Source organism: Cellulosimicrobium protaetiae, assembly GCF_009708005.2.
GTDB lineage: Bacteria > Actinomycetota > Actinomycetes > Actinomycetales > Cellulomonadaceae > Cellulosimicrobium > Cellulosimicrobium protaetiae.
Genome location: NZ_CP052757.1, coordinates 1,495,664 through 1,517,959 on the forward strand (window position 1 = coordinate 1,495,664; position 22,296 = coordinate 1,517,959).

Here is a 22,296-nt window from a genome sequence, read left to right on the forward strand (position 1 = left end):
CCCGAGGCAGTCGCGGTCCTGCCCGCACCGGGGCTGTGGACGACGACGCACGGCGCCCGGGGTGTGGACGGCGTTCTCGACGCGTCTGCGCGAGCTCAGGCCCGCGCGATGTCGGCGGGTTCCGCCGACATCGGCACGTACGACCGCCGATCTCGTGCGCGACCGCCGAACTCGGCAGGAGGTGCCGACGTCGCGTGTCCGGTCAGCCGCGGGCGGTGCGGCGGCAGACCTCGTCCCAGGGGGTGGGCTCGATCCCGAAGCGGGTGCGCGCCGCCGTGTCGTCGAGGACGTAGGGGCGGTCCCACTGGTAGGCGAGGTCGCGCAGCTCGCGCAGCAGCGGGGAGAAGAGGCCGGCGGCGGCGAGCCCGGCGCCGCGCAGGGAGCGGACCCGGACGGGCGGGTGCCCGACGCTCGCGAGGACGTCGGTGAGAGCGTCGCGCTGCGTGCGCGGCGGGTTGCTCGGGGTGTGCCACGTGCGGCCGTGCGCGCCGGGGTCGGCGGCGGCCGCGACGAGGGTGCGTGCGGCGTCCCGGACGTCGGTGAACGTGTGCGGCTGGTCGGTGCGCCCGATCATCGTCACGGCCCGTCCCCGCAAGGCGGCCGGGACGACGCGCGAGACGTGGCCGTTGCCCCCGACGCCGGGGCCGACGAAGTCGGAGCTGCGCACCTCGACGACCCGCGCGCGACCGGCCCGGTGCGCGGCGAGCGCGTCGGCCCACAGGCGCGCGCGCAGGACGCCCTTGTGGTCCGTCGCGGCGTCGGGCAGGTCCTCGGTCATCGGCCCGTCGACGGGACCGTAGGGGTAGAGGTTGCCGGTGATCGCGTAGACGGCGCCCGTGCGCTCGACGGCGGTCAGCAGCGCGGCGGCGAGCGGCGGCCAGACCCGTTCCCACTGCGTGTAGTCGCCGGGGTTGGCGCAGTTGTAGAGCACGTCGGCGCCGTCGGCCACACGCGTGAGGGCGTCGGCGTCGGACGCGTCGAGGGCGAGGTGCGTGACGCCCGCGACGCCGGTGTCCCGGCCGCTGCGGGTGACGACGGTGACGTGCGAGCCACGGGTCGCGAGCTCGGCGGCGACGTGCCGGCCGACGGGCCCGGCGCCGACGACGACGTGCCGGTCGGCGGAGGTGGGGGCGCTGGACATGGTCTCTCCTTCCCGAGAGCAGTGCTCTCGTTCCGGTGCGAGCCTCGCACGCCGCGCCACGAAAGACAAGAGCGGTGCTCTCGTTTGTGGGCGCTGCTCTCGTCTGACACCCTGGCGGGATGACGGCACCCCGGACCGCCCGCGCCCTGGCACGCGAGACCCTCACGCGCGAGATCCTCGACGCCGCCCGCGCGCGACTCGTGTCCGACGGCCCCGCCGCGCTCTCGCTGCGGGCCGTCGCACGCGACGTCGGCATGGTGTCCTCCGCCGTCTACCGCTACGTCCCGAGCCGCGACGCGCTCCTCACCGCGCTCCTCGTCGAGTGCTACGACGAGCTCGGCACCGCCGTCGAGGCCGCGGAGGCCGCCGTCGCGCGCGACGACCTCCCGGGCCGGTGGCTCGCTGCGTGCCGGGCGCTGCGGGCGTGGTGCGTCGAGCGGCCGGGCGACTTCGCGCTGCTCTACGGCACGCCCGTCCCGGGGTACGCGGCGCCGCAGGACACCGTCGAGCCCGCGACGCGCGTCGTGCGCGCCCTCGTCCGCGTCGTCGCCGACTCCTGGGCCGACAGTGGGGACCCGGCGCCCGCGCCGGCGTCGGGAGGCGACGCGTCCGCGCTGGTCGCCCCCGCCCTCGCGTACGTCTCCGCGCGCGGGCTCGTCGGCGTCGACGCCCCGCCGGAGGCCGTCGTGCGCACGCTCATGGCCTGGACCACCCTGTTCGGCACGGTGTCCTTCGAGCTGTTCGGCCACCTCCACCGCACGGTGGCCGACTACGCCGACTGGTACGACGCCGTCGCGCTGCGGGTGGGGGCGGACGCGGGCGTGGTCCCGCGGTCCGCGACGCGCTGACCGGGGTGCCGCCGCGTCGCCCGGGAGCGGGCGCGCGCCGCCCGCGTGGTATCGATGCGGCTTTGCCGCCGCGTGCCCGGTAGCCTGGGGGTTCTGGTTCCTACGAGCACGAACGAGGTTCACGTGCCCACCGGCAAGGTCAAGTGGTTCGACACCGAACGCGGGTTCGGCTTCATCGCGGGCGACGACGGCGGAGAGGTCTTCCTGCACGCCTCCGCGCTGCCCGCCGACGCCGCCGCGCCCAAGCCGGGCGCCCGGGTCGAGTTCGGCGTCGCCGACGGTCGCCGCGGCCCGCAGGCGCTCGCGGTCAAGCTCCTCGACCCGGCCCCGTCCGTGGTCAAGGCGAAGCGTCGCTCGGCGGACGAGATGGCGGTCATCGTGGAGGACCTCATCAAGGAGCTCGACGGGATCGGCAACGGGCTGCGCCGTGGCCGGTACCCGGACAAGAACAAGTCCACGATGGTCGCCAAGGTCCTGCGCGTGGTCGCCGACGAGATCGAGGGCTGACATGGTCGCCGTGGCAGCTGCTGCCGAGGAGCGTTCCCGGGGAGTGTCCGCGCGCGCCGCGCGGGACGCCGTGCTCACGGGCGCGGTCGAGCTCGCGCGCGCCGCGGCCCAGGAGGTCGCCGAGAGCCCGGGGGACGTCGGGGAGCACCTCGGGACCTTCGCGGAGGCGGACCGCCTGATCTCCCACCGGTTCGCGTGCACGATGCGCGGCTACCGCGGCTGGCACTGGAACGTCACCCTCGCGCGCGTGCCGCGCGGCCGGACGGCCACCGTGTGCGAGGTCGAGCTGCTGCCCGGAGACGGCGCGCTGCTCGCACCGTCGTGGCTGCCGTGGTCCGAGCGCCTGCGCCCCGGCGACGTCGGCCCGGGCGACGTGCTCCCGTTCCGCCCCGACGACCCGCGCCTCGAGCCCGGCTACGTGCCGACGGGCGACGAGGAGCAGGACGCGGTCGCGGTCGACGAGCTCGCGCTCGCGCGCGCCCGCGTGCTGTCCCCGCAGGGCCGGGAGGAGGCCGCCGAGCGCTGGTACCGCGGCTCGCGCGGCCCGACGTCGCGCGGTGCCGTCGCGTCGGCCGCGGAGTGCGGGTCGTGCGGCTTCCTCGTGACGCTCCAGGGCAGCCTCGGCCAGGTGTTCGGGGTCTGCGCGAACGAGTGGTCGCCCGACGACGGCAAGGTCGTGAGCCTCGACCACGGCTGCGGCGCGCACTCGGAGACCGACGTCGAGCCGCAGCGGAGCGACTGGCCCGACGCCGACCCGCTCGTCGACGAGCTGCACGTCGAGATCGTCTCGCTGCTCGAGTCCGTGGCCGCGACGAAGGAGCCCGCGGCCGAGCCGGCGGCGGACGAGCCGCAGGAGTGACGGACGACGTCTTCGGGACGGCCGCGCTGCGCCGTGCGGTCCTGGAGGCGTGGCGGTCGTCCCCGACGCGGCTGCGCGAGGACGCGAACACCGAGGAGGACCACGCCCACGGGTCGTACCGCGGGCGCGTCGTCGTCGAGCTCGCGCAGAACGCCGCGGACGCCGCGACCCGCGCGGGCGTGCCGGGCCGGCTGCGCCTGAGTCTGCACGCGCCGTCGGGCACGGGCGCCTGGGTCCTGCGGGCGGCGAATACGGGCGAGCCCCTGGACGGGGCCGGCGTCGCGTCGCTCGTGGCGATGCGCGCCTCGGCCACGGGCCGGGGGAGCGGGCACGGTGTCGGGACCGTGGGCCGTTTCGGCGTCGGCTTCGCGGCCGTCCGCTCGGTCGCGGACCGGGTGCGGGTCGGCGCGGGGGACCAGGCCGTCGAGCTCTCGCTCACGCGCACGCGCGCAGCCCTGGACGATCTCACCGCCGACCTGCCCGACCTCGCCGCCGAGGTGGCGCGGCGCGGCGACCGGCTGCCGGTGCTGCGGCTCCCGTTCCCGACCCGCGTCGAGGTGCCGCCCGGCTACGACACGGTCGTCGAGGTCGAGCTGCGCGACGCCGACGCGCTCTCCGCCGTCCGCGCGGAGCTCGCCGCGGTGGACGACCCGCTGCTGCTCGCCCTGCCCGCTCTCGCGGAGGTCGTCGTGGCCGACGACGGCGCCGCCGAGCGCGGAGAGCCTGGCGAGCGTACGGTCGCGGACGTCGCCGACCGGTGGACGGTCCTGCGGCGCGAGGGGACGCTCGACCCGGCGCTGCTCGCGGACCGTCCGGTCGAGGAGCGCGCGACGACGCGGTGGGAGGTCACGTGGGCGCTGCCCCACGGCCCTGGACGGACCGACGTCCTGCACGCCCCGACACCCACCGACGAGCGCACGACCTTCCCCGCGCTCCTGCTCGCCACGTTCCCGCTGGACCCGGCGCGCCGGCACGTCCCGCCCGGACCGGTCACCTCGCACGTCGCGCACGCGGCAGGGCAGGCGTACGCGGAGCTCCTCGAGGACCTCGCGCCCGCGCGCGGCGCCGACGTGCTCGCCCTCGTCCCGACCGGGCTCCCGGGGAGCGCGGTCGACGCGGAGGTCCGCGCGTCGGCCGAGGCGGCGCTCGCCCGGACCCCGCTCCTCCCGCTCGACGCGCCACCCGCGCTCGCCGCCGAGGGGCTTCCGGTCGACGGCGGCCTGGTCGACGGCGTCATGGTCGACGACGTCGTGGTCGACGACAGACCCGCGGTCTCGGCCCGACCTGCCCTGGTCGCGCCCGCGGAGGCGTTGGTCCTCGCGGGTGACGTGGGTGACGCGCGCGTGCGGGCCCGTCTCGGCGTCGCGCACCTCGTCGACGTCCCGGGACCGCTCCGCGCGGTCGCGAGGTCGCTCGGCGCGCGGGTCGTGGACCTCGCGGACGTGGTGGACGACCTGCCGCTGGTCGCCGACCCGGCACGGTGGCGGTCGCTGTACGACGCGCTCGCGCCGCACGCCGTCGACCCGTCGGTGCGCGAGGCGCTGGGCGCGCTCCCCGTGCCGCTGCTCGGCGGCCGGGTCGTGCGCGGCGTGCGCGGGCTCCTGCTCCTGGACGTCGGGGCGGTCGACGAGCCGGACGCGAGGTCCGTCGTGGACGAGCGCGGCGGGGTGCTCGACCCCCGCGACGCGGCGGAGCTCGGGTTGCGCGTCGTCGACCCGCGTGCGGCCCACCCCCTGCTCGAGCGGCTCGGGGCGCGCGCGACCGACCTGCGGACCGTGCTCGCCGACGACGCCGTGCGCGAGCGCGTCCTCGCGGCGGCCGACGCGGCCGAGTCGGGCGACGACCCGTCGGCGGACGTGGAGCGGCTGCTCCGGCTGGTCGCGGCGGCGGTGGGCGACGTGCCGGAGCTGGCGCGCGCAGGGCTGCCGTTCTGGTGGGGCGAGCTGCCCGTCCCGACGGTGGACGGCGGGTGGTCACCCGCGCGCGGCTGCGCGCTGCCCGGGACGTGGGCCGCGGACGTGCTGGACACGCTCGACGTCGTCGACCCCGCGGTGCTCGACCGCTGGGGCGAGCCGGTGCTGGGCGCGGTGGGCGTGGCCGCCGGGCTCGGCGTGCTGCGCGTGCGCGACGTGCTCACGCCCACCTCCGTCGACGACGAGCCGGACCTGGACCCGCACGCGCCCGAGGGGTGGCTGTCCGACTGGGCCGGGTACCTCGGATACCTCGCGACGACGCTCGGCCCGGACGCCTACGTGGGCGACGTCCTCGCGGTCGCGGACCTGGACGCCGTCGCCGACGACGCGTGGCCCGACGCCCTCGCGCGCCTCGCCGCGGACCCGGCCGCGCGCGAGGCGCTGCTCGCCCCGGTCCGGGCCGAGGGCGGCCGTGCCGGGACGGCCCGCTCGTACACCGCGTGGTGGCTGCGCGAGGAGCTCGGCGGGCCGTTCGCGCTCGGTGCCGGCGAGGCCGTCCCGTTCCTGCGCCCGGCGCCGGCGGAGGTGACGGGTCTCGACGCCGAGGTGCTGGCCACGGTGGGCGGCGTGCGCGACCTCGCCGACCTCGACCTCGAGGACTGGGTCGATCTCCTCGACGACCTCCCCGCCGTGGGCGGCCCGGTCGATGCGCGGGCCGCGGTCGCATTCTGGCGCGCCCTCGGGGTCCTCGCGGGCCGGGGCGAGCGGCTGGACCCCCCGCCCGACCGGCTGCCGGCCCTGACCCGTGGCGGCGTGGTCGTGGTCGGCGCGGACGACGTCGCGGTCGCCCCCGACCCGATGTGGTCGCCCGTCCGTCCGGTCCTTCCGGCACCGCCGGGGCTCGTCGCGGACGTCGCCGACCTCCTGGACGTCGCGACCGTCCCGCACGAGGCCCCCGCCCCGGACTCGCGCGGGCGCCGCGCGGAGGTCCCCGAGGTGGCGTTCGCGGTCCTCGACGTCCCGGCTCCCCGTACCTGGGAGCGGCACGACGACCTCCGCGTGGACGGGGCCGCGGTCTCGTGGTGGGTCGAGCGGGGCGGGGGAGCGGACGCCGTCGTGCACGCGACCGGCCCGGGAGGTCTCGCCGTCGGGCTCGCGGTCGCGGCCGGGCGCTACGGCGCGCGGTCCGTGCTCGAGGAGGTGCTCCGCGACCCCGGCGCCGTGCAGGGCGCGATCGCGCGGACCGCCTGGGACGGTCCTCAGTCGTCCGACGACGCGCGGTAGCGGGCGCGGTTCCGGCGCTCCCACACCAGGCCGAGGACGCCGAGGAGGAGCCCGACCGCGCACGTGGCGACCGCGCGCGGGGGGAGCGCCCCAGTGACCAGGAGGACGGCGCACACGACGAGCGCGACGGCCCAGAGGCCCATCCCGGCGAGGATCACGGCACGCAGGTCGACCCGCCACGGCGCCGGGTCGGGACGCCGGCGGTCGGGGTGGAGGAGGAGCGTGACGGACGAGGGCACAGGGGCATCGTAGCCAGCCGCCGGCTTTTCACCCGCACCGCGACGTCACGACCGTGACCTGTGCCACATCTCTTTCGTCGTGAGCACACGTCCGGTCCACTCGCAACGCCGCGCTAGGATGCATGCGCCGCGCTCCGGGTTCCGAACGTGGTCATCTGTCCAGGTGGATGGGGTCGCCGGTGGGCGCACCCCGCTCCAGGACGTTCGTCCGGTGTCTCCGGACCTACGGCAGAACGTCAAACCTGGACGCCTGTCCAATCGATTTTCGCGAATGGTGCGCATCGCGTCGGAACCGCAGGATGCTGCGCCTCTGGTGATCGTGCGGCGGGTCTCTCCGAGCATCTTCTCACCCGGGTGAAAGCCCTCGACAGCTCTCGTTCTCGCCGTTTCTCGACCCTAGGATGAGTCGCCATGCAGGGTGTGGAACCGACCGGAGGTGGACGCATGTCCCACAGCGTCACCGAGGACGCCAGGCGGAGCCTGCGCACCCTTCTCGCGACCTCGCCCGCGGCCCGGATCCGCGCCGCTCGCGCCGCGTTCGCCGCCCAGGGGTGGGAGGTCGCCTACCGGCGACGGCTCCTGCTCACCGACACCGCGGTGATCGTCGTCGCCGTGCTCGTCGCCTACTTCCTGCGCTGGGACCAGTTCATCGACGAGCCCGTCCGTTCGACCCGGGTCCCGTACGTGGTGCTCAGCCTCCTGGTCGGTGTCGCCTGGTCGGTGTCGCTCGTCGCGAGCCGCACGCGCGACCCGCGCGTCATGGGCAGCGGGCCCACCGAGTACCACCGTGTGTTCGACGCGTCGTGGCGCCTCTTCGCCGTCCTCGCCGTCCTCGCGTTCCTGCTGCGCTTCCCGGAGGCGCGCGGGTACCTCGCGTTCGCCTTCCCGATCGGGCTCGGGGGCCTCCTGCTCGGCAGGTACGCGTGGCGGCAGTGGCTGCACCGCCAGCGTGCCCACGGGCGCATGCGCTCGGCCGTGCTCGCGATCGGGCACCGCGACCAGGCGGAGCGCCTCATCCGCGACCTCAACGGTCGTGACGAGTCGGGGTACCGCGTCGTCGGCGTCTGCGTCCCCTCCGGCGGATTCGGCGCGGGCGAGGAGATCCGCGGCGTCCCGGTCCTCGGCGAGCTGCGGCACGCGGGCGAGATCGCGACCCGGGTCGGGGCGGACGTCGTCGCCGTCTCGGGCTCGGACTCCATCACGGCCGAGGTCGTCCGGAGGCTCGGCTGGGAGCTCGAGCCGTACGGTGTCGACCTCATGCTCACGGCCGAGCTCGCGGACGTCGCGGGGCCCCGCATCACCATCACGCCGGCAGAGAGCGTCTCGCTCCTGCACGTCGACGCCCCCCGGTTCACCGGTCCCAAGTTCGCCGTCAAGTCCGTCTTCGACTGGGCGGGTGCGGCGCTCATCACGCTCGCGGCCCTGCCGGTGCTGGTCATCGTCGCGATCGCGGTGCGGCTCACGAGCCGCGGACCGGTCCTCTTCCGCCAGGAGCGGGTCGGCCGCAACGGGCGCACGTTCCCGATGTTCAAGTTCCGCTCGATGCGCACGGGTGCCGACCGGGAGGTCGAGCACCTCGAGGAGCAGAACGACGGCGCCGGCCTCCTGTTCAAGATGCGCGACGACCCGCGCGTCACCCGCGTCGGCCGGGTGCTGCGCCGCTACTCGCTCGACGAGCTCCCGCAGCTCTTCAACGTCCTGCGCGGCGACATGAGCCTCGTCGGGCCGCGACCCCCGCTGCCCCGCGAGGTCCAGAAGTACGAGAAGAAGGTGCGCCGACGCCTCCTCGTCAAGCCGGGGCTCACCGGTCTGTGGCAGGTCGGCGGAAGGTCGGACCTGTCGTGGGAGGAGAGCGTCCGCCTCGACGTCTACTACGTCGAGAACTGGACGATGTTCGGCGACTTCCTCATCCTCGCGCGCACGGCGCGCGCGGTGTTCTCCGGCTCCGGGGCCTACTGAGGCCGGCCGGGGTGCAGGGTCGGGCGCGGGGAGGTGCGTCGTGCGGGTCTCGGTCTCGGGATGCGGTCGCCGCGGCGTCCTGCACGCGGCCTGCCTCGCGGCGGCCGGGCACGAGGTCGTGCTCCACGACCCTGACCCGCGCGCCCTCGACGCTCTCCGCTCCGGGCTGACCGCGGCCGAACCGCGGCTGTACCGCCTCCTCGCGCTCGGCCTCGTGAGCGGCCGGCTCCGCCCCACGACGGACCGGACGGCGGTCGCGGGCGCCCGCGTGCACGTCCTGTGCGTCGGTGCCGGGCCGTCACCCGACCCGGACGGCGCGTCGCGCGTCGGGAGGCTCCGCGACGCGTTGGACGACCTCGCCCCGCACCTGGGCCCCGGAGACCTCGTCGTGGGACGTGCGCGCGTCCCCGCCGGGACCGCGGAGTGGCTCGCGGCGTGCCTCGTCGCGGACGGGGTGCGTGCCACGGTCGTCTGGGTCCCCGACGAGCACCGGCCCGGCCACGCGGTCGTCGACCTCCTGCGGCCGGCGCGGCTGGTGCACGGTGTCCCCGCCGGGCCCGACGGGGTGCGGGCCGCGGCGATCCTGGACGCGCTCCACGCCGTGCAGCTCGCGTCGGGTGCTGACCGGACCGTCACCGACCTCACGACCGCGGAGGCGCTCGGGCACGGGGTCGGGACGACCCGGGACACGGACCGTGGTCCCGATCGTCACGGCGACGACGTGGCGTCGCGCACACGCCGGGGGGAGCTCGCCGCCGCCGGTGCCGCCTGACGTGGGCGAACACTCGGCGCGTTGCCGGACCGTGCCCCGTGTGTTACCGCGCGGTCACACGGTTCTGGCACCATTTCTCCATGTCCACCCCCACCTCCGTCCACGAGGACGAGCAGGCGCCCGCCCCTGCGCCCGGCGCCATCGACCGCTTCTTCAAGATCACCGAGCGCGGCTCGACGATCGGCACCGAGATCCGCGGTGGTCTCGTCACGTTCTTCGCGATGGCCTACATCATCGTGCTGAACCCGCTGATCATCGGGACGGTCCAGGACGGCACCGGCCAGTTCCTCGGTGGGGGCGACGCACCCGACTTCGGCAAGATCGCCGCGGCGACCGCGCTCGTCGCGGGCGTCATGACGATCGCCATGGGTGTCTTCGCGAACTTCCCCCTCGGCCTCGCCGCCGGGCTGGGCCTCAACGCCGTCGTGGCGTACTCCATCGCGTCGCTCCCGGGGGTGACGTGGGCGGACGCGATGGGTCTCGTCGTCATCGAGGGCCTCATCATCCTCGTCCTCGTGCTCACCGGGTTCCGCGAGGCGGTGTTCCGCGCCGTCCCGGTCGAGCTGAAGACGGCGATCAGCGTGGGCATCGGCCTCTTCATCGCGCTCATCGGCCTCGTCAACGCGGGCTTCGTGACCGCGGGCAGCGGCACCCTGCTCGCCCTGGGCAACCTCGGCACGTGGCCGATCCTCGTGTTCGTGGTCGGCCTCGTCCTGACGATCGTGCTGTGGGTGCGCAAGGTCAAGGGTGCGCTGCTCGTCGCGATCCTCACCGCGACGGCGCTCGCCGTCGTGCTCGAGAACACGCTGCACATCGGGGCGAAGGCCCCCGACGGCTCCAACCCGAACGGCTTCAACCTCAACGCCCCCACGTTCGACGGCGTCGTGCAGGTCCCGGACTTCGGCCTCATCGGCCAGTTCTCGCTCCTGGGCTCGTTCGAGAACATCGCGACCGTCACGGTGATCCTGCTCGTGTTCTCGCTCCTGCTCGCCGACTTCTTCGACACCATGGGGACGATGGTCGCCGTCGGGGCCGAGGCCCGTCTGCTCGACGCCGAGGGGACGCCGCCGCGCTCGCGCGCGATCCTCGTCGTCGACTCGATCGCGGCCGCCGCGGGTGGTGCGGGGTCCGTGTCGTCGAACACGAGCTTCGTCGAGTCCACGACCGGTGTCGGCGAGGGCGCGCGCACGGGCTTCGCGTCGGTCGTCACGGGAGTCGCGTTCCTGCTCGCGACGTTCCTGTCGCCGCTCGTCGCGCTCGTGCCCTACGAGGCCGCCGCACCGGCGCTCGTCTTCGTCGGGTTCCTCATGATGACGCAGATCGCGGGCATCTCCTGGAAGAACGTCGAGATCTCGATCCCGGCCTTCCTCACGATCATCGTCATGCCGTTCACGTACTCCATCGCGGACGGCATCGGCGCGGGCTTCCTCGCGTTCGTCGTCATCAAGCTCGCGCTCGGCAAGGTGCGGGCGATCCACCCGCTCATGTGGGTCGCGTCGGCGATGTTCCTCGTCTACTTCCTCCTCGGACCGATCCGGGACGCGCTGGGCCTCTAGGCTCGGCACATGACGAGCGCGGCGGACGAGCGGTCGGGGGAGGCGTCGGTGGCCGACGCCCTCCCCGGCGCTCGTCCGTCCGCGTTCTACCGGCTGGAGAACACGGTCCAGCCGTACGACTGGGGCTCGACGTCGGCGATCCAGGACCTCCTGGGGGTGGAACCGGACGGTCGTCCGGCGGCAGAGCTGTGGATGGGCGCGCACCCGCTCGCCCCGTCACGGGTCCTGCCCGACGGCGCGGCGCGCCCGGGTGAGGACCCTCGCCCGGGCGGGGGGGCGGCGTCGGGCACGCTCGCGGACCTGGTGCGCGCGGACCCGGTGGGCGTGCTGGGGCAGCGCGTCCTCGACCAGTACGGGCCCCGGCTGCCGTACCTCCTCAAGGTGCTCGCCGCCGACCGCGCGCTGTCGCTGCAGGTCCACCCGCGCCCGCACCTCGCACGCGCGGGGTTCAACCGCGAGAACCGCGAGGGCGTCGCGCGCGACTCGCCGCTGCGCAGCTTCCACGACGACCAGCACAAGCCCGAGATGGTCGTCGCGGTCTCCCGCTTCGAGGGCCTCTCGGGCTTCCGACGGCCGACGCGCATCCTCGAGCTCCTCGGCGGTCTCGACGGCGACCTCGTCGCGCGGATGCGGTCCGCGCTCGTGGCACGCCCGACCGAGGCAGGCGTCCGCGAGGCCTTCACGCTCGCCCTCCACGCCCGGTCCGCGCCCGACGTCGCGGCGGACCTCGCGCGGACCGTCGCGTCGGTCCGGGCTCGGGCCGAGACGCCTCCTGGGTCGGGTGCGGTGGCGGCGTCGGGTGCGCCGCGCCGCACGTCGCGCCGCGCCGACGCCACGGTGCTCGCGCTCGCCGAGCAGCACCCCGGCGACCCGGGCGCCGTCGTCTCGCTCATGCTCAACCGGGTCACGCTCGCGCCCGGGGAGTCGATGTTCGTGCCGTCCGGGCACGTGCACGCCTACCTGTCCGGCTGCGCCGTCGAGATCATGGCGAGCTCCGACAACGTCCTGCGCGCCGGGCTCACGAGCAAGCTCGTCGACGTCGACGCGCTGCTCGAGTGCGCCACGTGCGCGCCCGGCCCCGCCGCGCGGCCGCGGCTGGTCGACGACGGCTCGGGCCTCGTCACGTACCGCCCGCCCGTGGCGGAGTTCGCCCTCCGGGTCGGCACGGTCTCGGGATCGGTCCCGGTGTCCCTGCCCGACGCGGGTCCGCGCGTCGTGCTGTGCCTCGACGGCGGCGTGACGCTCGCGGGGGGAGACGGCGCGGCCGCCGCGGAGACGGTGCTGGCGCGCGGCGCGTCGGTCTTCGTGCCTCACGCGACGGGCCCGGTGGTCGCACGCGGCGACGGCCGGGTCGTCATCGCCTACGTGCCCTGACCAGGGCGCGGACATCTCTCGTCCTGGCAGGGGTGACGCACGCCCTCCTTTCATTACCCTAGGTAATGAGTTAAGGTAACTACCATGCCTGCTGCGGACCCCACTGCCCCCTCCCGGAGCCAGTGCCGGCCCGGGACGCTCGGCGGCGAGCTCCGTGTGGCGCTCACCCGTGTCTCGCGTCGCCTGCGCGCCCAGCGCGGCGAGGCCGACCTGCCCGAGGGGCGGTTCGGCGTCCTCACCGTCCTGCACAAGCACGGCGCGATGTCGCCGAGCGAGCTCGCCGACCACGAGCGCGTCAAGCCACCGTCCATGACCCGGGCCGTCAACGCCCTCGTCGAGATGGGGCTCGTCGAGAAGGGTGAGCACCCGAGCGACCGCCGCCAGGTGGTCGTGCGGCTCACCGACGCCGGCGTGCGCGAGGTCAAGGAGACCCGGCGCCGTCGGGACGCGTGGCTCACGCAGCAGCTGTCCGCCCTCACGCCCGACGAAAGAGAGACCTTGGCCCGCGCCAGTGAGCTGTTGACCCGGATCGCCGCCGGATGAGCGCGACGTTCTCCTCCCTGAAATACCACAACTACCGTGTCTGGTTCGGCGCCGCGCTCGTCGCGAACGTCGGCACCTGGATGCAGCGCGTCGCGCAGGACTGGCTCGTCCTGACCGACCTCACCGACAACTCGGGCATCGCCGTCGGCGTCGTGACCGCGCTCCAGTTCGCGCCCGTGCTCGCCCTGTCCGCCTGGGCGGGCCTGCTCGCCGACCGGCTCCCGCGCCGTCGCCTCCTCATGGCCACCCAGGGCGCGATGGGCCTGCTCGCGCTCGGACTCGGTGCCCTCGTGCTGTCCGGGCACGTCGAGCTCTGGCACGTCTACGTCTTCGCCGGGCTGCTCGGCGTCGTCACCGCGTTCGACAACCCCGTGCGCCAGACGTTCGTCGCCGAGATGGTCCCCGCCGACAGGCTGTCCAACGCCGTCGGGCTCAACAGCGCGTCGTTCAACGCCGCGCGCCTCGTCGGGCCGGGCGTCGCGGGGCTGCTCATCGCGGCCGTCGGCTCGGGCTGGTTGTTCATCCTCAACGGCGTGACGTTCGGGGCGACGATCCTCGCGCTCCTGTACATGCGCACGCGCGAGCTCCACGTCCTGCCCAGCGCCCCGCGCGAGAAGGGGCAGATCCGCGAGGGCATCCGGTACGTGCGCCGGCGGACGGACATCGTCGTCATCATGGTCGTCGTCGGCGTCGTGTCGACGTTCGGGCTCAACTTCCAGCTCACGTCCGCGATGATGGCGAAGGTCGAGTTCGGCATGGGACCGAGCGAGTACGGGATCCTCGGGTCGATCCTCGCGATCGGGTCGCTGACCGGCGCACTGCTCGCCGCGCGGCGCGAGCGCCCGCGCGTCCGGCTCGTCATCGGGTCGGCGTTCGGGTTCGCCGTCGCGACGGGAGTCATGGCGCTCATGCCGACGTACCCGAGCTTCGCGATCGCCTGCATCCCCGTCGGCCTCGCGTCGCTCACGATGATGACCGCCGCGAACTCCACGATCCAGATGTCGGTCGACCCCGTCATGCGCGGGCGCGTCATGTCGCTGTACATGATCGTGTTCCTCGGCGCGACGCCGGTCGGGTCGCCGCTCGTCGGCTGGATCGCCGAGGCGTGGGGCCCGCGCTGGGCCATCGGCGTCGGGTCGATCACCGCCGGCCTCGTCGCCGTGGGTGCCGCCGTCTGGGCCGTGCGCAACTGGCACCTCGAGGTCCGCTACCGCGTCCTGCAGCGCCCGCACCTCGTGGTGCGCTACCTCGACGCGGGCACCCCGGCGGACCGGTCCGCCCGAGCCGAGACCCGCCGTCGCCTGGGTGTCGAGGACGCGGAGGAGGCGGCGCGCGCCGCATGAGGCACGGGCCCACGGGGCCGGGTCGGGTGGCGGTCGGGGCGCTCGCGCCGGGTCTACCACCCGCGGCTCGTCCCTCGCCGCTCCCGCCAGACCCGCCACGACCCGGCGCGAGCGCCCCGACCGCCCTCGTCAGGTCATCTCGTGCGGGCGCCCCGGTCGTGCAGGACGGGGGGCGTCAGACGAGGTGGCTGACGACGTGGTCGACGCAGGCCGTGAGGGCGCGGACGTCGTCGGGCTCGATCGCCGGGAACATCGCGACGCGGAGCTGGTTGCGGCCCAGCTTGCGGTAGGGGAAGACGTCGAGGACCCCGTTCGCGCGGAGCGCGGCCACGACCGCGGTCGCGTCGATCGCGTCGTCGAGGTCGATCGTCCCGACCACGGTGGAGCGCTGCGCCGGGTCGGCGACGAACGGCGTCGCCCAGTCGCGTGCCTCGGCCCAGCCGTAGAGGTGCTTGGCGGACTCGGCCGACCGGGCCGCGGCCCACGGGAGGCCGCCGTTGCCGAGGATCCACCCGACCTGCTCGGCGAGCATGACGAGCGTCGCGATCGCGGGCGTGTTGAGCGTCTGGTCCAGGCGCGAGTTCGCCGCGGCCGTGCGCAGCGACAGGGACTCCGGCACCCAGCGCGTGCCGCTCGACTCGATCTCCTCCGCGCGCGCGAGCGCGTCGGGCGAGCACAGCGCGAGCCACAGCCCGCCGTCCGACCCGAAGACCTTCTGCGGGGCGAAATAGTAGACGTCGGTCTCCGCGACGTCGACCGGGAGCGCACCGGCGCCCGAGGTCGCGTCCACGAGCGTGAGCGCACCGCGCTCGCGCGAGCCCGGGACGCGACGGACCGGGGCGATGGCGCCGGTCGAGGTCTCGTTGTGCGGCCAGGCGTGCACGTCGACGTCGTCGGCCGGCTCGGGCAGGGCGACGGACCCGGCCGGGGCCGTGAGCACCTGCGACGGCTCGAGGAAGGGCGCGGCCGTCGTCGCGGCGGCGAACTTGGCGCCGAACTCGCCGAAGGCCGCGTGCTGCGCCTTCGTGCGCACGAGGCACGCGGTCGCGACGTCCCAGAACGTCGTGGAGCCGCCGTTCCCGAGCACGACCTCGTACCCGTCGGGCAGCGAGAAGAGCTCGCCGAGACCTTCGCGCACGCGCCGCACGACCGAGCGGACCGGGGCCTGGCGGTGCGACGTCCCGAGCAGGGAGGCGCCGGCGTCCGCGAGGGCGCGGACCTGCGCGTCACGCACCTTGCTCGGCCCGGACCCGAAGCGGCCGTCGGCGGGCAGCAGGTCGGCGGGGATCGTGATCGGGACGTTCGCGGGCTCTGGCACGGACGCCACCCTACGCGTGCCGCGCGAGCGGGCGCAGCGAGGCCCGGGCCGGCGCGGCGACCCGTACGGAGCGGTCGTCACCCACGCCCTCAGGAACTCTCCACGGGCTCCCCAGTGCGCTGCCCGGAAGGTGTCATGAGTGCGTCATAGACTGGCGCCAGCGGCCCGCCGGTGCGGGCAGGCGCCCCGCGGGAGCGACGGACGGGCGCCCCGAGCCGACGAGCGACTGGGAGCGTGACGTGACCGACCTGATCGACACCACCGAGATGTACCTGAAGACGATCTACGAGCTCGTGGAAGAGGGCATCGTCCCGCTGCGCGCACGCATCGCGGAGCGCCTCGGCCACTCGGGCCCCACGGTGTCGCAGACGATCGCGCGGATGGAGCGGGACGGGCTCGTCGTCGTGACGGGGGACCGCCATCTCGAGCTCACGCCCGCCGGGAACGACAAGGCGACGCGGGTCATGCGCAAGCACCGGCTCGCGGAGCGCCTCCTCACCGACGTGATCAAGCTCGACTGGGAGTACGTGCACACCGAGGCGTGCCGCTGGGAGCACGTCATGAGCGAGCTCGTCGAGCAGCGGCTCATCGGGCTCCTCGACCACCCGCACTTCGACCCGTACGGGAACCCGATCCCCGGACTGCCCGAGCTCGGTGAGCAGTTCGAGGAGGTCGAGTTCCTCGACGGCGTGGTCTCCCTCCCCACCTACCTGGGCGAGCACGGGCGCGACGACGCCGAGGTGCGGGTGGTGCTGCAGCGGATCGCGGAGCCGGTCCAGGTCGACGTCGAGCTCCTCACACGGCTCGCGGAGGCCGAGGTGCTCCCTCGGCGCACGCTCGTCGTGCGCGCCGCCGGGGACGGTTCGCTGACCGTGCAGGGGGAGGGCGCGGAGGTCGTCCTGGACCTGCCCGACGACGTCGCGCGTCACCTCTTCGTCGCCCGGGGCTAGCCGTCCGTTCACCCGTAAACGGGCGCTGACCTGCGACGACGTGATCGTCCGCATCGATTCGTAATGGGAACGTGACTTTTGCAGAGGCGTCCTGTACGGTCGGTGCTGCTCCATCGGAATACCCATCCGGCGGAGTCCTCGCGCGGAACGCCTAACCCTGTCACCGCGAGAGGCCAACGACGACCCGATGACAGGGACGGGGGACCCACTTCCGGGTGCTGGAGACAGCGCCCTTGGGGTGAAGCCCGACGGACTCCGGTCCGGCGGGCCGGGTGACTCTTCCACCCGAACCCGACAGCTGACCTCGCAGGCGTCTTGGAGAGGCACAAAGTGACCGTGAGCACGACTCGCGCCCGCCACCGCGCGGCGCGGCGTCCCGTGACGCCACTCAGCTCTATCGCCCAGGCCGCGTCGAGCGGGATGTCGACCGCCGGTCGCCGCACCGCCGTCGTCGCCGCGTCCTCGGGCCTCATCGTCTCGATGATCGGTGCGGCCGCCCCGGCGACCGCGGCACCCGTCGACAACGAGTCCGGCAAGCTCAACGCCGTCGACCTCAGCGCCGTCACCGCGCAGGCGCGTCAGGCGCTCGAGGCCGCCCCCGCCGTGACCGTCGCGGCCGACGCCGCGTTCTCGATCGAGCAGGCCCAGGCGCCCGTCACGGTGACCCCGGCGCCCGAGCCGGAGCCCGAGCCGGAGCCCGTCCGCACCACGCAGACGAGCCGCACGCAGGAGCGTCAGTCCACCCAGTCCGAGGCTCCTGCGCAGCAGGAGGCCGCCGTCGAGGTCCCGGCCTCGGCCTACGGTTCGAGCATCGTCTCGATCGCGGCCCGCTACGTGGGCGTCCCGTACGTCTACGGCGGCACCACCCCCGACGGCTTCGACTGCTCGGGCTTCACCAGCTACGTCTACGCGCAGGTCGGCATCAGCCTCCCGCGCACCTCGGGCGCCCAGGGCTCCGTCGGGACCAAGGTCTCGCGCGACCAGGCGCAGCCGGGCGACCTCATCTGGACCCCGGGCCACATCGCGATCTACGCGGGCGACAACATGATGATCGACGCCCCGCGCCCCGGGAAGTCGGTCCAGTTCCGCCAGATCTGGCAGTCGAACCCCACGTTCATCCGCGTGGCCTGATCGCCCACGCCTCAGGACCACCACGGTCACTGGCCTGACGAACCCCGTCACCTCGCGCATCGTCGCGAGGGGGCGGGGTTCGTGGCATTCTTGACGTGTTCGTGACTCGTGGCAGACGGACGAACGGGCTGGTCTCGGCTAGGTTGGTCGTCCGATGGCACCCGGCCGTCGAGAGGAGAGTCGCTCATGACCCGCACGGAATCCGTCCTCGTCGGCGTCGACGGCTCGGCCCCGAGCCTCCACGCGCTCGACTGGGCGGCGGCGTACGCGCTCCAGGTCGGATGGCCGCTCCACGTCGTGTGCACGTACTCGCTGCCGTCCTTCACGGCGGCGTCCCTCGACGGCGGATACGCGGCACTCGACGACTCGGCGATCCAGGAGGGCGCGCGTGCCGTCCTCGAGGAGGCCCGAGCGCGGGCCGAGGCGGCGGGCGTCCGCACGAGCGCCACGGTGACGACCGGCGACGCGGCCGGGGTGCTCGTGGAGATGTCGCGCGAGCACGCGCTCGTCGTCGTCGGGACCCGTGGGCGCGGTGGCTTCACGGAGCGCCTGCTCGGCACCGTGTCCTCGGCGCTGCCGGCGCACGCCCACTGCCCGACCGTCGTCGTGCCGTACCGCACCGGGGGGAAGGGCGAGGAGGCGGCGCCGCAGGAGCTGCCCGCGGTGAAGCCGCTACGGCGCATCGTCGTCGGTGTCGACGGGTCGCCGTCCGCCGAGGTCGCCCTGCGTCACGCGATCCGTCAGGCGAAGGCGTGGGGCGCGGAGCTCGTCGCGGTCGCCGGCGTCCCGGTCGGGGCGGGCGCCGGCCTCCTGGCCTGGCTGCCTGCGTCGATCGACCACGAGCAGGTCCTCGCGGACATCACCGAGGGTCTGAACGTCATCATCGACCGTCACGAGGCGGAGCACCCGGGCCTCACGATCAAGCGCATCGTCCTCGACGGCACGGGTGCGGAGCTGCTCACGGAGTTCTCGACGGCCTCCGACCTCATCGTCGTGGGTTCGCGCGGTCGCGGGGGCTTCCGCGGGCTCCTGCTCGGCTCGACGAGCCAGGCGGTGCTCCACCACTCCGCGTGCCCCGTCATGGTCGTGACGAAGAAGTGCGACGACCACGAGGCGCCGACCGAGGACGGCTGAGCCGGGCCGCGACGACCAGGAGCGCTCCGGCTAGGGCCCCGAGGATCATCGGGGACGGGACGAGCACGATCGCACCCACGGCGAACCACGCGACGAGGGCCCAGCCCAGGGGGGTCGGTGGGATCGTGCCCTTCCCGGCGAGCCACCAGACGAGGCCGCCGAGGGCGACGAGCGGCACGGCGAAGCTGCCGACCCCGCTCCAGAACGCCGCCTGGTCCTGGAGCGTCGTCGCGCTCGGGTCGGGCCCCGGGAACAGGGGGACCGCGGCCCACAGGCCGGAGTCCGCCCAGGCGGCGAGGCGGTCGCGCCCGACCGTCGTCACGACGGCGAGGTGCCCGGATCCCAGCGCGACGAGCGTTCCCGCGGCGACGCGCGCCGTCCGGCGGGCGGTCGACGGTGCCTCGGTCATGTGTGGCTCCGATCTATACGGGGGCGTATCTTTCATGTGTACGGTACCGTATAGATCAAGCGATCACGAGAGGACGTGAGCCATGCCTGCCCGGACGCTCACCCCGCGGCACCGCTGGGTCGACGCGGGGCTCGACGCGCTCGCCACCGGCGGACCGGACGGAATCCGGGTCGAGGCCCTCGCGGCACGCCTCGGTGTCACGAAGGGGGGCTTCTACGGGCACTTCGCCGACCGGCCCGCCTTCCTGGCCGCGATGCTCGACGAGTGGGAGCGGCGCTGCACGGACGCCGTCCTCGCGGAGGCCGACGCCGAGGGAGGCGACGCGGCGGAGCGGCTCCGACGCGCCGGTCAGCTCTCGCACACCCCTGAGCAGCAGCGACTCGACCTCGCGGTGCGCGAGTGGGCGCGACGCGACGAGGAGGTCGCCGAGCGCCTGCGCCAGGTCGACGACCGCCGCATGGACCACCTGCGCGGCCTCTTCGCGACCTTCGTCGACGATCCCGACGAGGTCGAGGCCCGCAGCACGCTGCTCTTCGCGCTCGCCGTCGCGCGGCCGCTCATGGTCGCGCGGCACCCGGGGCGCTCGGCCCGCGAGGCCGTGAGCCTCGCAGGCGAGCTGCTGCTCCGGAAGGAGAGCTGATGCCGCTCAGCTGCGGTTCCGGTAGAGCCGCATCGTGATCGGGGCCAGGACCGCCGTCAGGAGGACCGAGGCGACGAGGACCCAGAGGATCCCGTCCGTCGCCGGCTCGCCCGCCATGAGTCCCCGGACGGCGGTCACGAGGTGGGTGACGGGGTTGACGTCCACGAACCGCTGCAGCGCCACCGGCATCGTGGACGGGTCGACGAAGATGTTCGACGCGAACGTCAGCGGCATGAGGATGAGCATCGACGTCCCCATGACGGCGTTCGGAGAACGCAGCACGAGCCCGAGAGCGGTGAACACCCAGCTCAGCGCGAACGCGAACACCAGGAGCAGCACGATCCCGAGCACGACTCCGACCACCCCGCCCGGCGGCCGGAAGCCCAGGACGAGTCCCAGGGCGAGCGTGACGATCGACGCGATGGTGTAGCGCACGGTGTCGCCCAGCAGCGCCCCGACGATCGGTGCCGGCCGCCAGACGGGCAGGGACCGGAACCGGTCGAACACGCCCTTGCTGATGTCCGTGTTCATCGTGTAGCCGGTGTAGATGGTCGTGAAGAGCACGGCCTGCACGAGGATGCCGGGCAGCAGGAACTGCAGGTAGCTCGTCACGTCCCCCGCGAGCGCCCCGCCGAACAGGTACGTGAACATCAGCGTGAAGATGATCGGTGACACCGTCACGTCGAAGAGCTGCTCCGGCACGTGCTTGATCTTGAGCAGCGCGCGCCACGTGTAGGTGAGGGTCGCGGAGACCGGTGACGGACGCGAGGGCCGGTGGTCGAGCGCGACCGCGGCCCGCAGCGCGTTCGCCTCGGGAGCCCGCAGCTCCGCTGCCGTGGTGGTGGGGTCGACGGCCATCAGGCCACCTCCTCGATCGTCTCGTCGTCCTCCATGGGCTGACCCGTCAGGGCGAGGAACACCTCGTCGAGGCTCGGCTGGCCGAGCGTGAACTCGGGCACGACGATGCCCTCGTCCCCGAGCGCGGGCAGGATGCGCGCGACGTCGGTCGCGCCGTCGTCGGGCACGCGGGCCGTGAACGCGTACGGGTCGTTCGCGAGCGTGACCTCCGTGCCGAGCAGGGTGCCGACCACCTCGGCGGCCCGGCCGCGCTGGGTGGAGTCGGCGAGCCGGACGTGGACCGCGCCCTCGCCCACCGAGCGCTTGAGCTCCGTCGCGGTGCCCTCCGCGATGACCTTCCCGTGGTCGATCACGGCGATCCGGTCGGCGAGCTGGTCCGCCTCCTCGAGGTACTGCGTCGTGAGCAGGACCGTCGCTCCGTCCGCGACGAGCACACGCACGATGTCCCACACCTGGTTGCGGCTGCGCGGGTCGAGGCCGGTCGTCGGCTCGTCGAGGAAGATCACGCGCGGGCTCATCACGAGGCTGGCCGCGAGGTCGATGCGCCGCCGCATGCCGCCTGAGTACGTCTTGACCTGCCGGTCGCCGGCGTCGCCGAGGCCGAACGCCTCCAGGAGCTCGGCCGACCGCCCGCGCGCCGTGCCCCCGAGGAACCCGTAGAGCCGCGCGAGCATCACGAGGTTCTCCGTGCCCGTGAGATCCTCGTCCACCGACGCGTACTGCCCGGTGAGCCCGACGACGGAGCGCACCTTGTCGGCGTCGTGCACGACGTCGTGGCCCAGCACGCGCGCCGTCCCGGCGTCGGGCCGCAGGAGCGTCGCGAGCATGCGGACGGCGGTCGTCTTGCCTGCGCCGTTCGGCCCGAGGACGCCGAACACCGTGCCCTCGGGGATGAGCAGGTCGATGCCGTCGACCGCCTTGGTCACGGACTTCCCGGACGTGAAGTGCTTGACGAGGCCGCGTGCCTCGACGGCGAGGTCGCCGTGTGCGGTGTCGGTCATGTCCCCTCCGCGGGATGGTCGTTCGCCGGAGCCGACGAGCCGCCCGGATCCCCGGGCCACCCACCCACCGACCGTCGGGGCCGGCAGAACTCATCGGTCGCGCACGTCTTCCATCCTGCGCCGGGCAGGGCCTCGAGGACCAGTGCGATTCGTCAGGTCCTGTGCCGCCTGTCCCGTCCCGCCGAGGTAGAACCCAGGTAGCGCGGGGTAGAACCGTGGTTGCGCTCTCAGGCCCGCGGGTCGGGTCCGCGGTGGGGGTGGTCTCGGTGCTCGGGGCTGCCGCGCCGTCACCTGGGTGTTTCGGGTGTGGGTTCTGGGAGCGCGGCTCTGACGCCCCTTCGCATCCGAGCCCACCCCCACCGCTCGGCCGTCGCCTCACCGTGGTCCGTGGTCCGTGGTCCGTGGTCGGTTCTCGTTCCTGGTCTGTCCTCTCTGCCTGGCAGGGTGCGTCCGGAGTCTCCCCTGATCGCCGAGGTAGAACCGTGGTAGGTCGAGGTAGAACCGTGGTCTGTCGAAG

At 74.1% G+C, this 22,296-nt stretch carries 20 protein-coding genes and 1 riboswitch; of the genes, 14 read left to right on the forward strand and 6 right to left on the reverse strand.

The features are described from left to right. Positions 1 to 202: 202 nt before the first annotated feature. Entirely contained in the window at positions 203 to 1,141 is a 939-nt protein-coding gene (locus FIC82_RS06370; protein WP_154797965.1) for an NAD-dependent epimerase/dehydratase family protein, read from the reverse strand. Positions 1,142 to 1,260: 119 nt separating this feature from the next. On the opposite strand from FIC82_RS06370, the gene FIC82_RS06375 reads away from it, so the two are divergent. The 4 genes from FIC82_RS06375 (at position 1,261) to FIC82_RS06390 (ending at position 6,552) form a co-directional block, all read left to right on the forward strand. Continuing rightward, positions 1,261 to 1,989 carry a TetR/AcrR family transcriptional regulator gene (locus FIC82_RS06375; protein ID WP_154797966.1) on the forward strand — a complete coding sequence of 243 codons (729 nt, stop codon included), beginning with the start codon at positions 1,261 to 1,263 and terminating at the stop codon, positions 1,987 to 1,989. A 123-nt stretch (positions 1,990 to 2,112) separates the two neighbouring features. Next, a complete protein-coding gene (locus tag FIC82_RS06380) occupies positions 2,113 to 2,496 on the forward strand; it encodes a cold-shock protein (RefSeq protein WP_253691525.1) in 384 nt (127 codons plus the stop codon). A gap of 1 nt (position 2,497) precedes the next feature. After that, positions 2,498 to 3,355, forward strand: a complete 858-nt coding sequence (locus FIC82_RS06385) for a DUF3027 domain-containing protein (RefSeq protein WP_154797968.1) — start codon at positions 2,498 to 2,500, stop codon at positions 3,353 to 3,355. Beyond that, a complete protein-coding gene (locus FIC82_RS06390; RefSeq protein WP_216609998.1) occupies positions 3,352 to 6,552 on the forward strand; it encodes a sacsin N-terminal ATP-binding-like domain-containing protein in 3,201 nt (1,066 codons plus the stop codon). Before FIC82_RS06385 ends, FIC82_RS06390 begins: the two co-directional genes overlap by 4 nt. Here the strand turns inward: FIC82_RS06390 and FIC82_RS06395 are convergent. Beyond that, positions 6,528 to 6,791 carry a DUF2530 domain-containing protein gene (locus FIC82_RS06395; protein ID WP_168731556.1) on the reverse strand — a complete coding sequence of 88 codons (264 nt, stop codon included), beginning with the start codon at positions 6,789 to 6,791 and terminating at the stop codon, positions 6,528 to 6,530. The genes FIC82_RS06390 and FIC82_RS06395 overlap by 25 nt on opposite strands. Positions 6,792 to 7,235: 444 nt before the next feature. Between FIC82_RS06395 and FIC82_RS06400 the strand changes: the two genes are divergently transcribed. The 6 genes from FIC82_RS06400 to FIC82_RS06425 all read left to right on the forward strand — a co-directional run bounded on the left by FIC82_RS06400 (position 7,236) and on the right by FIC82_RS06425 (position 14,338). Beyond that, positions 7,236 to 8,750: a sugar transferase gene (locus FIC82_RS06400; protein ID WP_154797969.1), complete on the forward strand. Its 1,515-nt coding sequence runs from the start codon at positions 7,236 to 7,238 to the stop codon at positions 8,748 to 8,750. A gap of 40 nt (positions 8,751 to 8,790) precedes the next feature. After that, positions 8,791 to 9,522 carry a hypothetical protein gene (locus FIC82_RS06405; RefSeq protein WP_154797970.1) on the forward strand — a complete coding sequence of 244 codons (732 nt, stop codon included), beginning with the start codon at positions 8,791 to 8,793 and terminating at the stop codon, positions 9,520 to 9,522. 80 nt (positions 9,523 to 9,602) lie between these two features. Beyond that, the gene (locus FIC82_RS06410; RefSeq protein WP_154797971.1) at positions 9,603 to 11,078 is read left to right on the forward strand and encodes an NCS2 family permease; all 1,476 of its coding nucleotides are present in this window, start codon (positions 9,603 to 9,605) and stop codon (positions 11,076 to 11,078) included. 9 nt (positions 11,079 to 11,087) lie between these two features. Continuing rightward, positions 11,088 to 12,452: a mannose-6-phosphate isomerase, class I gene (gene manA, locus FIC82_RS06415; protein ID WP_154797972.1), complete on the forward strand. Its 1,365-nt coding sequence runs from the start codon at positions 11,088 to 11,090 to the stop codon at positions 12,450 to 12,452. An 84-nt stretch (positions 12,453 to 12,536) separates the two neighbouring features. Next, a complete protein-coding gene (locus FIC82_RS06420; protein WP_154797973.1) occupies positions 12,537 to 12,995 on the forward strand; it encodes a MarR family winged helix-turn-helix transcriptional regulator in 459 nt (152 codons plus the stop codon). Beyond that, on the forward strand, positions 12,992 to 14,338 hold the full coding sequence (locus tag FIC82_RS06425) for an MFS transporter (RefSeq protein ID WP_154797974.1): 1,347 nt from the start codon (positions 12,992 to 12,994) through the stop codon (positions 14,336 to 14,338). Before FIC82_RS06420 ends, FIC82_RS06425 begins: the two co-directional genes overlap by 4 nt. A gap of 175 nt (positions 14,339 to 14,513) precedes the next feature. Here the strand turns inward: FIC82_RS06425 and serC are convergent, their stop codons facing one another. Beyond that, the gene (gene serC / locus FIC82_RS06430; RefSeq protein WP_418884345.1) at positions 14,514 to 15,665 is read right to left on the reverse strand and encodes a phosphoserine transaminase; all 1,152 of its coding nucleotides are present in this window, start codon (positions 15,663 to 15,665) and stop codon (positions 14,514 to 14,516) included. A gap of 230 nt (positions 15,666 to 15,895) precedes the next feature. On the opposite strand from serC, the gene FIC82_RS06435 reads away from it, so the two are divergent. The 3 genes from FIC82_RS06435 to FIC82_RS06445 all read left to right on the forward strand — a co-directional run bounded on the left by FIC82_RS06435 (position 15,896) and on the right by FIC82_RS06445 (position 18,871). Beyond that, positions 15,896 to 16,606, forward strand: coding sequence for a metal-dependent transcriptional regulator (locus FIC82_RS06435; RefSeq protein ID WP_168731557.1), 711 nt, complete (start codon positions 15,896 to 15,898; stop codon positions 16,604 to 16,606). Between the two features lie 167 nt (positions 16,607 to 16,773). After that, a riboswitch (cyclic di-AMP (ydaO/yuaA leader) is annotated at positions 16,774 to 16,934 on the forward strand. Positions 16,935 to 16,936: 2 nt separating this feature from the next. After that, complete coding sequence (locus FIC82_RS06440) at positions 16,937 to 17,737, forward strand: C40 family peptidase (protein WP_253691529.1); 801 nt, start codon at positions 16,937 to 16,939, stop codon at positions 17,735 to 17,737. Between the two features lie 186 nt (positions 17,738 to 17,923). Then, positions 17,924 to 18,871, forward strand: a complete 948-nt coding sequence (locus tag FIC82_RS06445) for a universal stress protein (RefSeq protein ID WP_154797976.1) — start codon at positions 17,924 to 17,926, stop codon at positions 18,869 to 18,871. On the opposite strand, the gene FIC82_RS06450 is transcribed toward FIC82_RS06445, so the two are convergent. Then, positions 18,816 to 19,280, reverse strand: a complete 465-nt coding sequence (locus FIC82_RS06450; protein WP_154797977.1) for a DUF6463 family protein — start codon at positions 19,278 to 19,280, stop codon at positions 18,816 to 18,818. The two genes, FIC82_RS06445 and FIC82_RS06450, sit on opposite strands and share 56 nt — an antisense overlap. Before the next feature lie 82 nt (positions 19,281 to 19,362). Here FIC82_RS06450 and FIC82_RS06455 point away from each other — a divergent pair, with 82 nt between their 5' ends. After that, positions 19,363 to 19,920, forward strand: coding sequence for a TetR/AcrR family transcriptional regulator (locus tag FIC82_RS06455; protein WP_154797978.1), 558 nt, complete (start codon positions 19,363 to 19,365; stop codon positions 19,918 to 19,920). 6 nt (positions 19,921 to 19,926) lie between these two features. Here FIC82_RS06455 and FIC82_RS06460 read toward each other — a convergent pair whose 3' ends face one another. After that, positions 19,927 to 20,778: an ABC transporter permease gene (locus FIC82_RS06460; RefSeq protein WP_154797979.1), complete on the reverse strand. Its 852-nt coding sequence runs from the start codon at positions 20,776 to 20,778 to the stop codon at positions 19,927 to 19,929. Then, positions 20,778 to 21,779: an ATP-binding cassette domain-containing protein gene (locus FIC82_RS06465; protein WP_154797980.1), complete on the reverse strand. Its 1,002-nt coding sequence runs from the start codon at positions 21,777 to 21,779 to the stop codon at positions 20,778 to 20,780. Before FIC82_RS06465 ends, FIC82_RS06460 begins: the two co-directional genes overlap by 1 nt. Positions 21,780 to 22,296 lie beyond the last annotated feature (517 nt).

Bases quoted from the DNA above. Each gene is read 5' to 3' on its own strand.
- FIC82_RS06450 (WP_154797977.1), bottom strand. From the start codon at position 19,280: ATGACCGAGGCACCGTCGACCGCCCGCCGGACGGCGCGCGTCGCCGCG.
- FIC82_RS06455 (WP_154797978.1), top strand. From the start codon at position 19,363: ATGCCTGCCCGGACGCTCACCCCGCGGCACCGCTGGGTCGACGCGGGG.
- FIC82_RS06370 (WP_154797965.1), bottom strand. From the start codon at position 1,141: ATGTCCAGCGCCCCCACCTCCGCCGACCGGCACGTCGTCGTCGGCGCC.
- FIC82_RS06410 (WP_154797971.1), top strand. From the start codon at position 9,603: ATGTCCACCCCCACCTCCGTCCACGAGGACGAGCAGGCGCCCGCCCCT.
- FIC82_RS06445 (WP_154797976.1), top strand. From the start codon at position 17,924: ATGACCCGCACGGAATCCGTCCTCGTCGGCGTCGACGGCTCGGCCCCG.
- FIC82_RS06460 (WP_154797979.1), bottom strand. From the start codon at position 20,778: ATGGCCGTCGACCCCACCACCACGGCAGCGGAGCTGCGGGCTCCCGAG.
- FIC82_RS06425 (WP_154797974.1), top strand. From the start codon at position 12,992: ATGAGCGCGACGTTCTCCTCCCTGAAATACCACAACTACCGTGTCTGG.
- FIC82_RS06465 (WP_154797980.1), bottom strand. From the start codon at position 21,779: ATGACCGACACCGCACACGGCGACCTCGCCGTCGAGGCACGCGGCCTC.
- FIC82_RS06420 (WP_154797973.1), top strand. From the start codon at position 12,537: ATGCCTGCTGCGGACCCCACTGCCCCCTCCCGGAGCCAGTGCCGGCCC.
- FIC82_RS06400 (WP_154797969.1), top strand. From the start codon at position 7,236: ATGTCCCACAGCGTCACCGAGGACGCCAGGCGGAGCCTGCGCACCCTT.
- manA (WP_154797972.1), top strand. From the start codon at position 11,088: ATGACGAGCGCGGCGGACGAGCGGTCGGGGGAGGCGTCGGTGGCCGAC.
- FIC82_RS06375 (WP_154797966.1), top strand. From the start codon at position 1,261: ATGACGGCACCCCGGACCGCCCGCGCCCTGGCACGCGAGACCCTCACG.
- FIC82_RS06385 (WP_154797968.1), top strand. From the start codon at position 2,498: ATGGTCGCCGTGGCAGCTGCTGCCGAGGAGCGTTCCCGGGGAGTGTCC.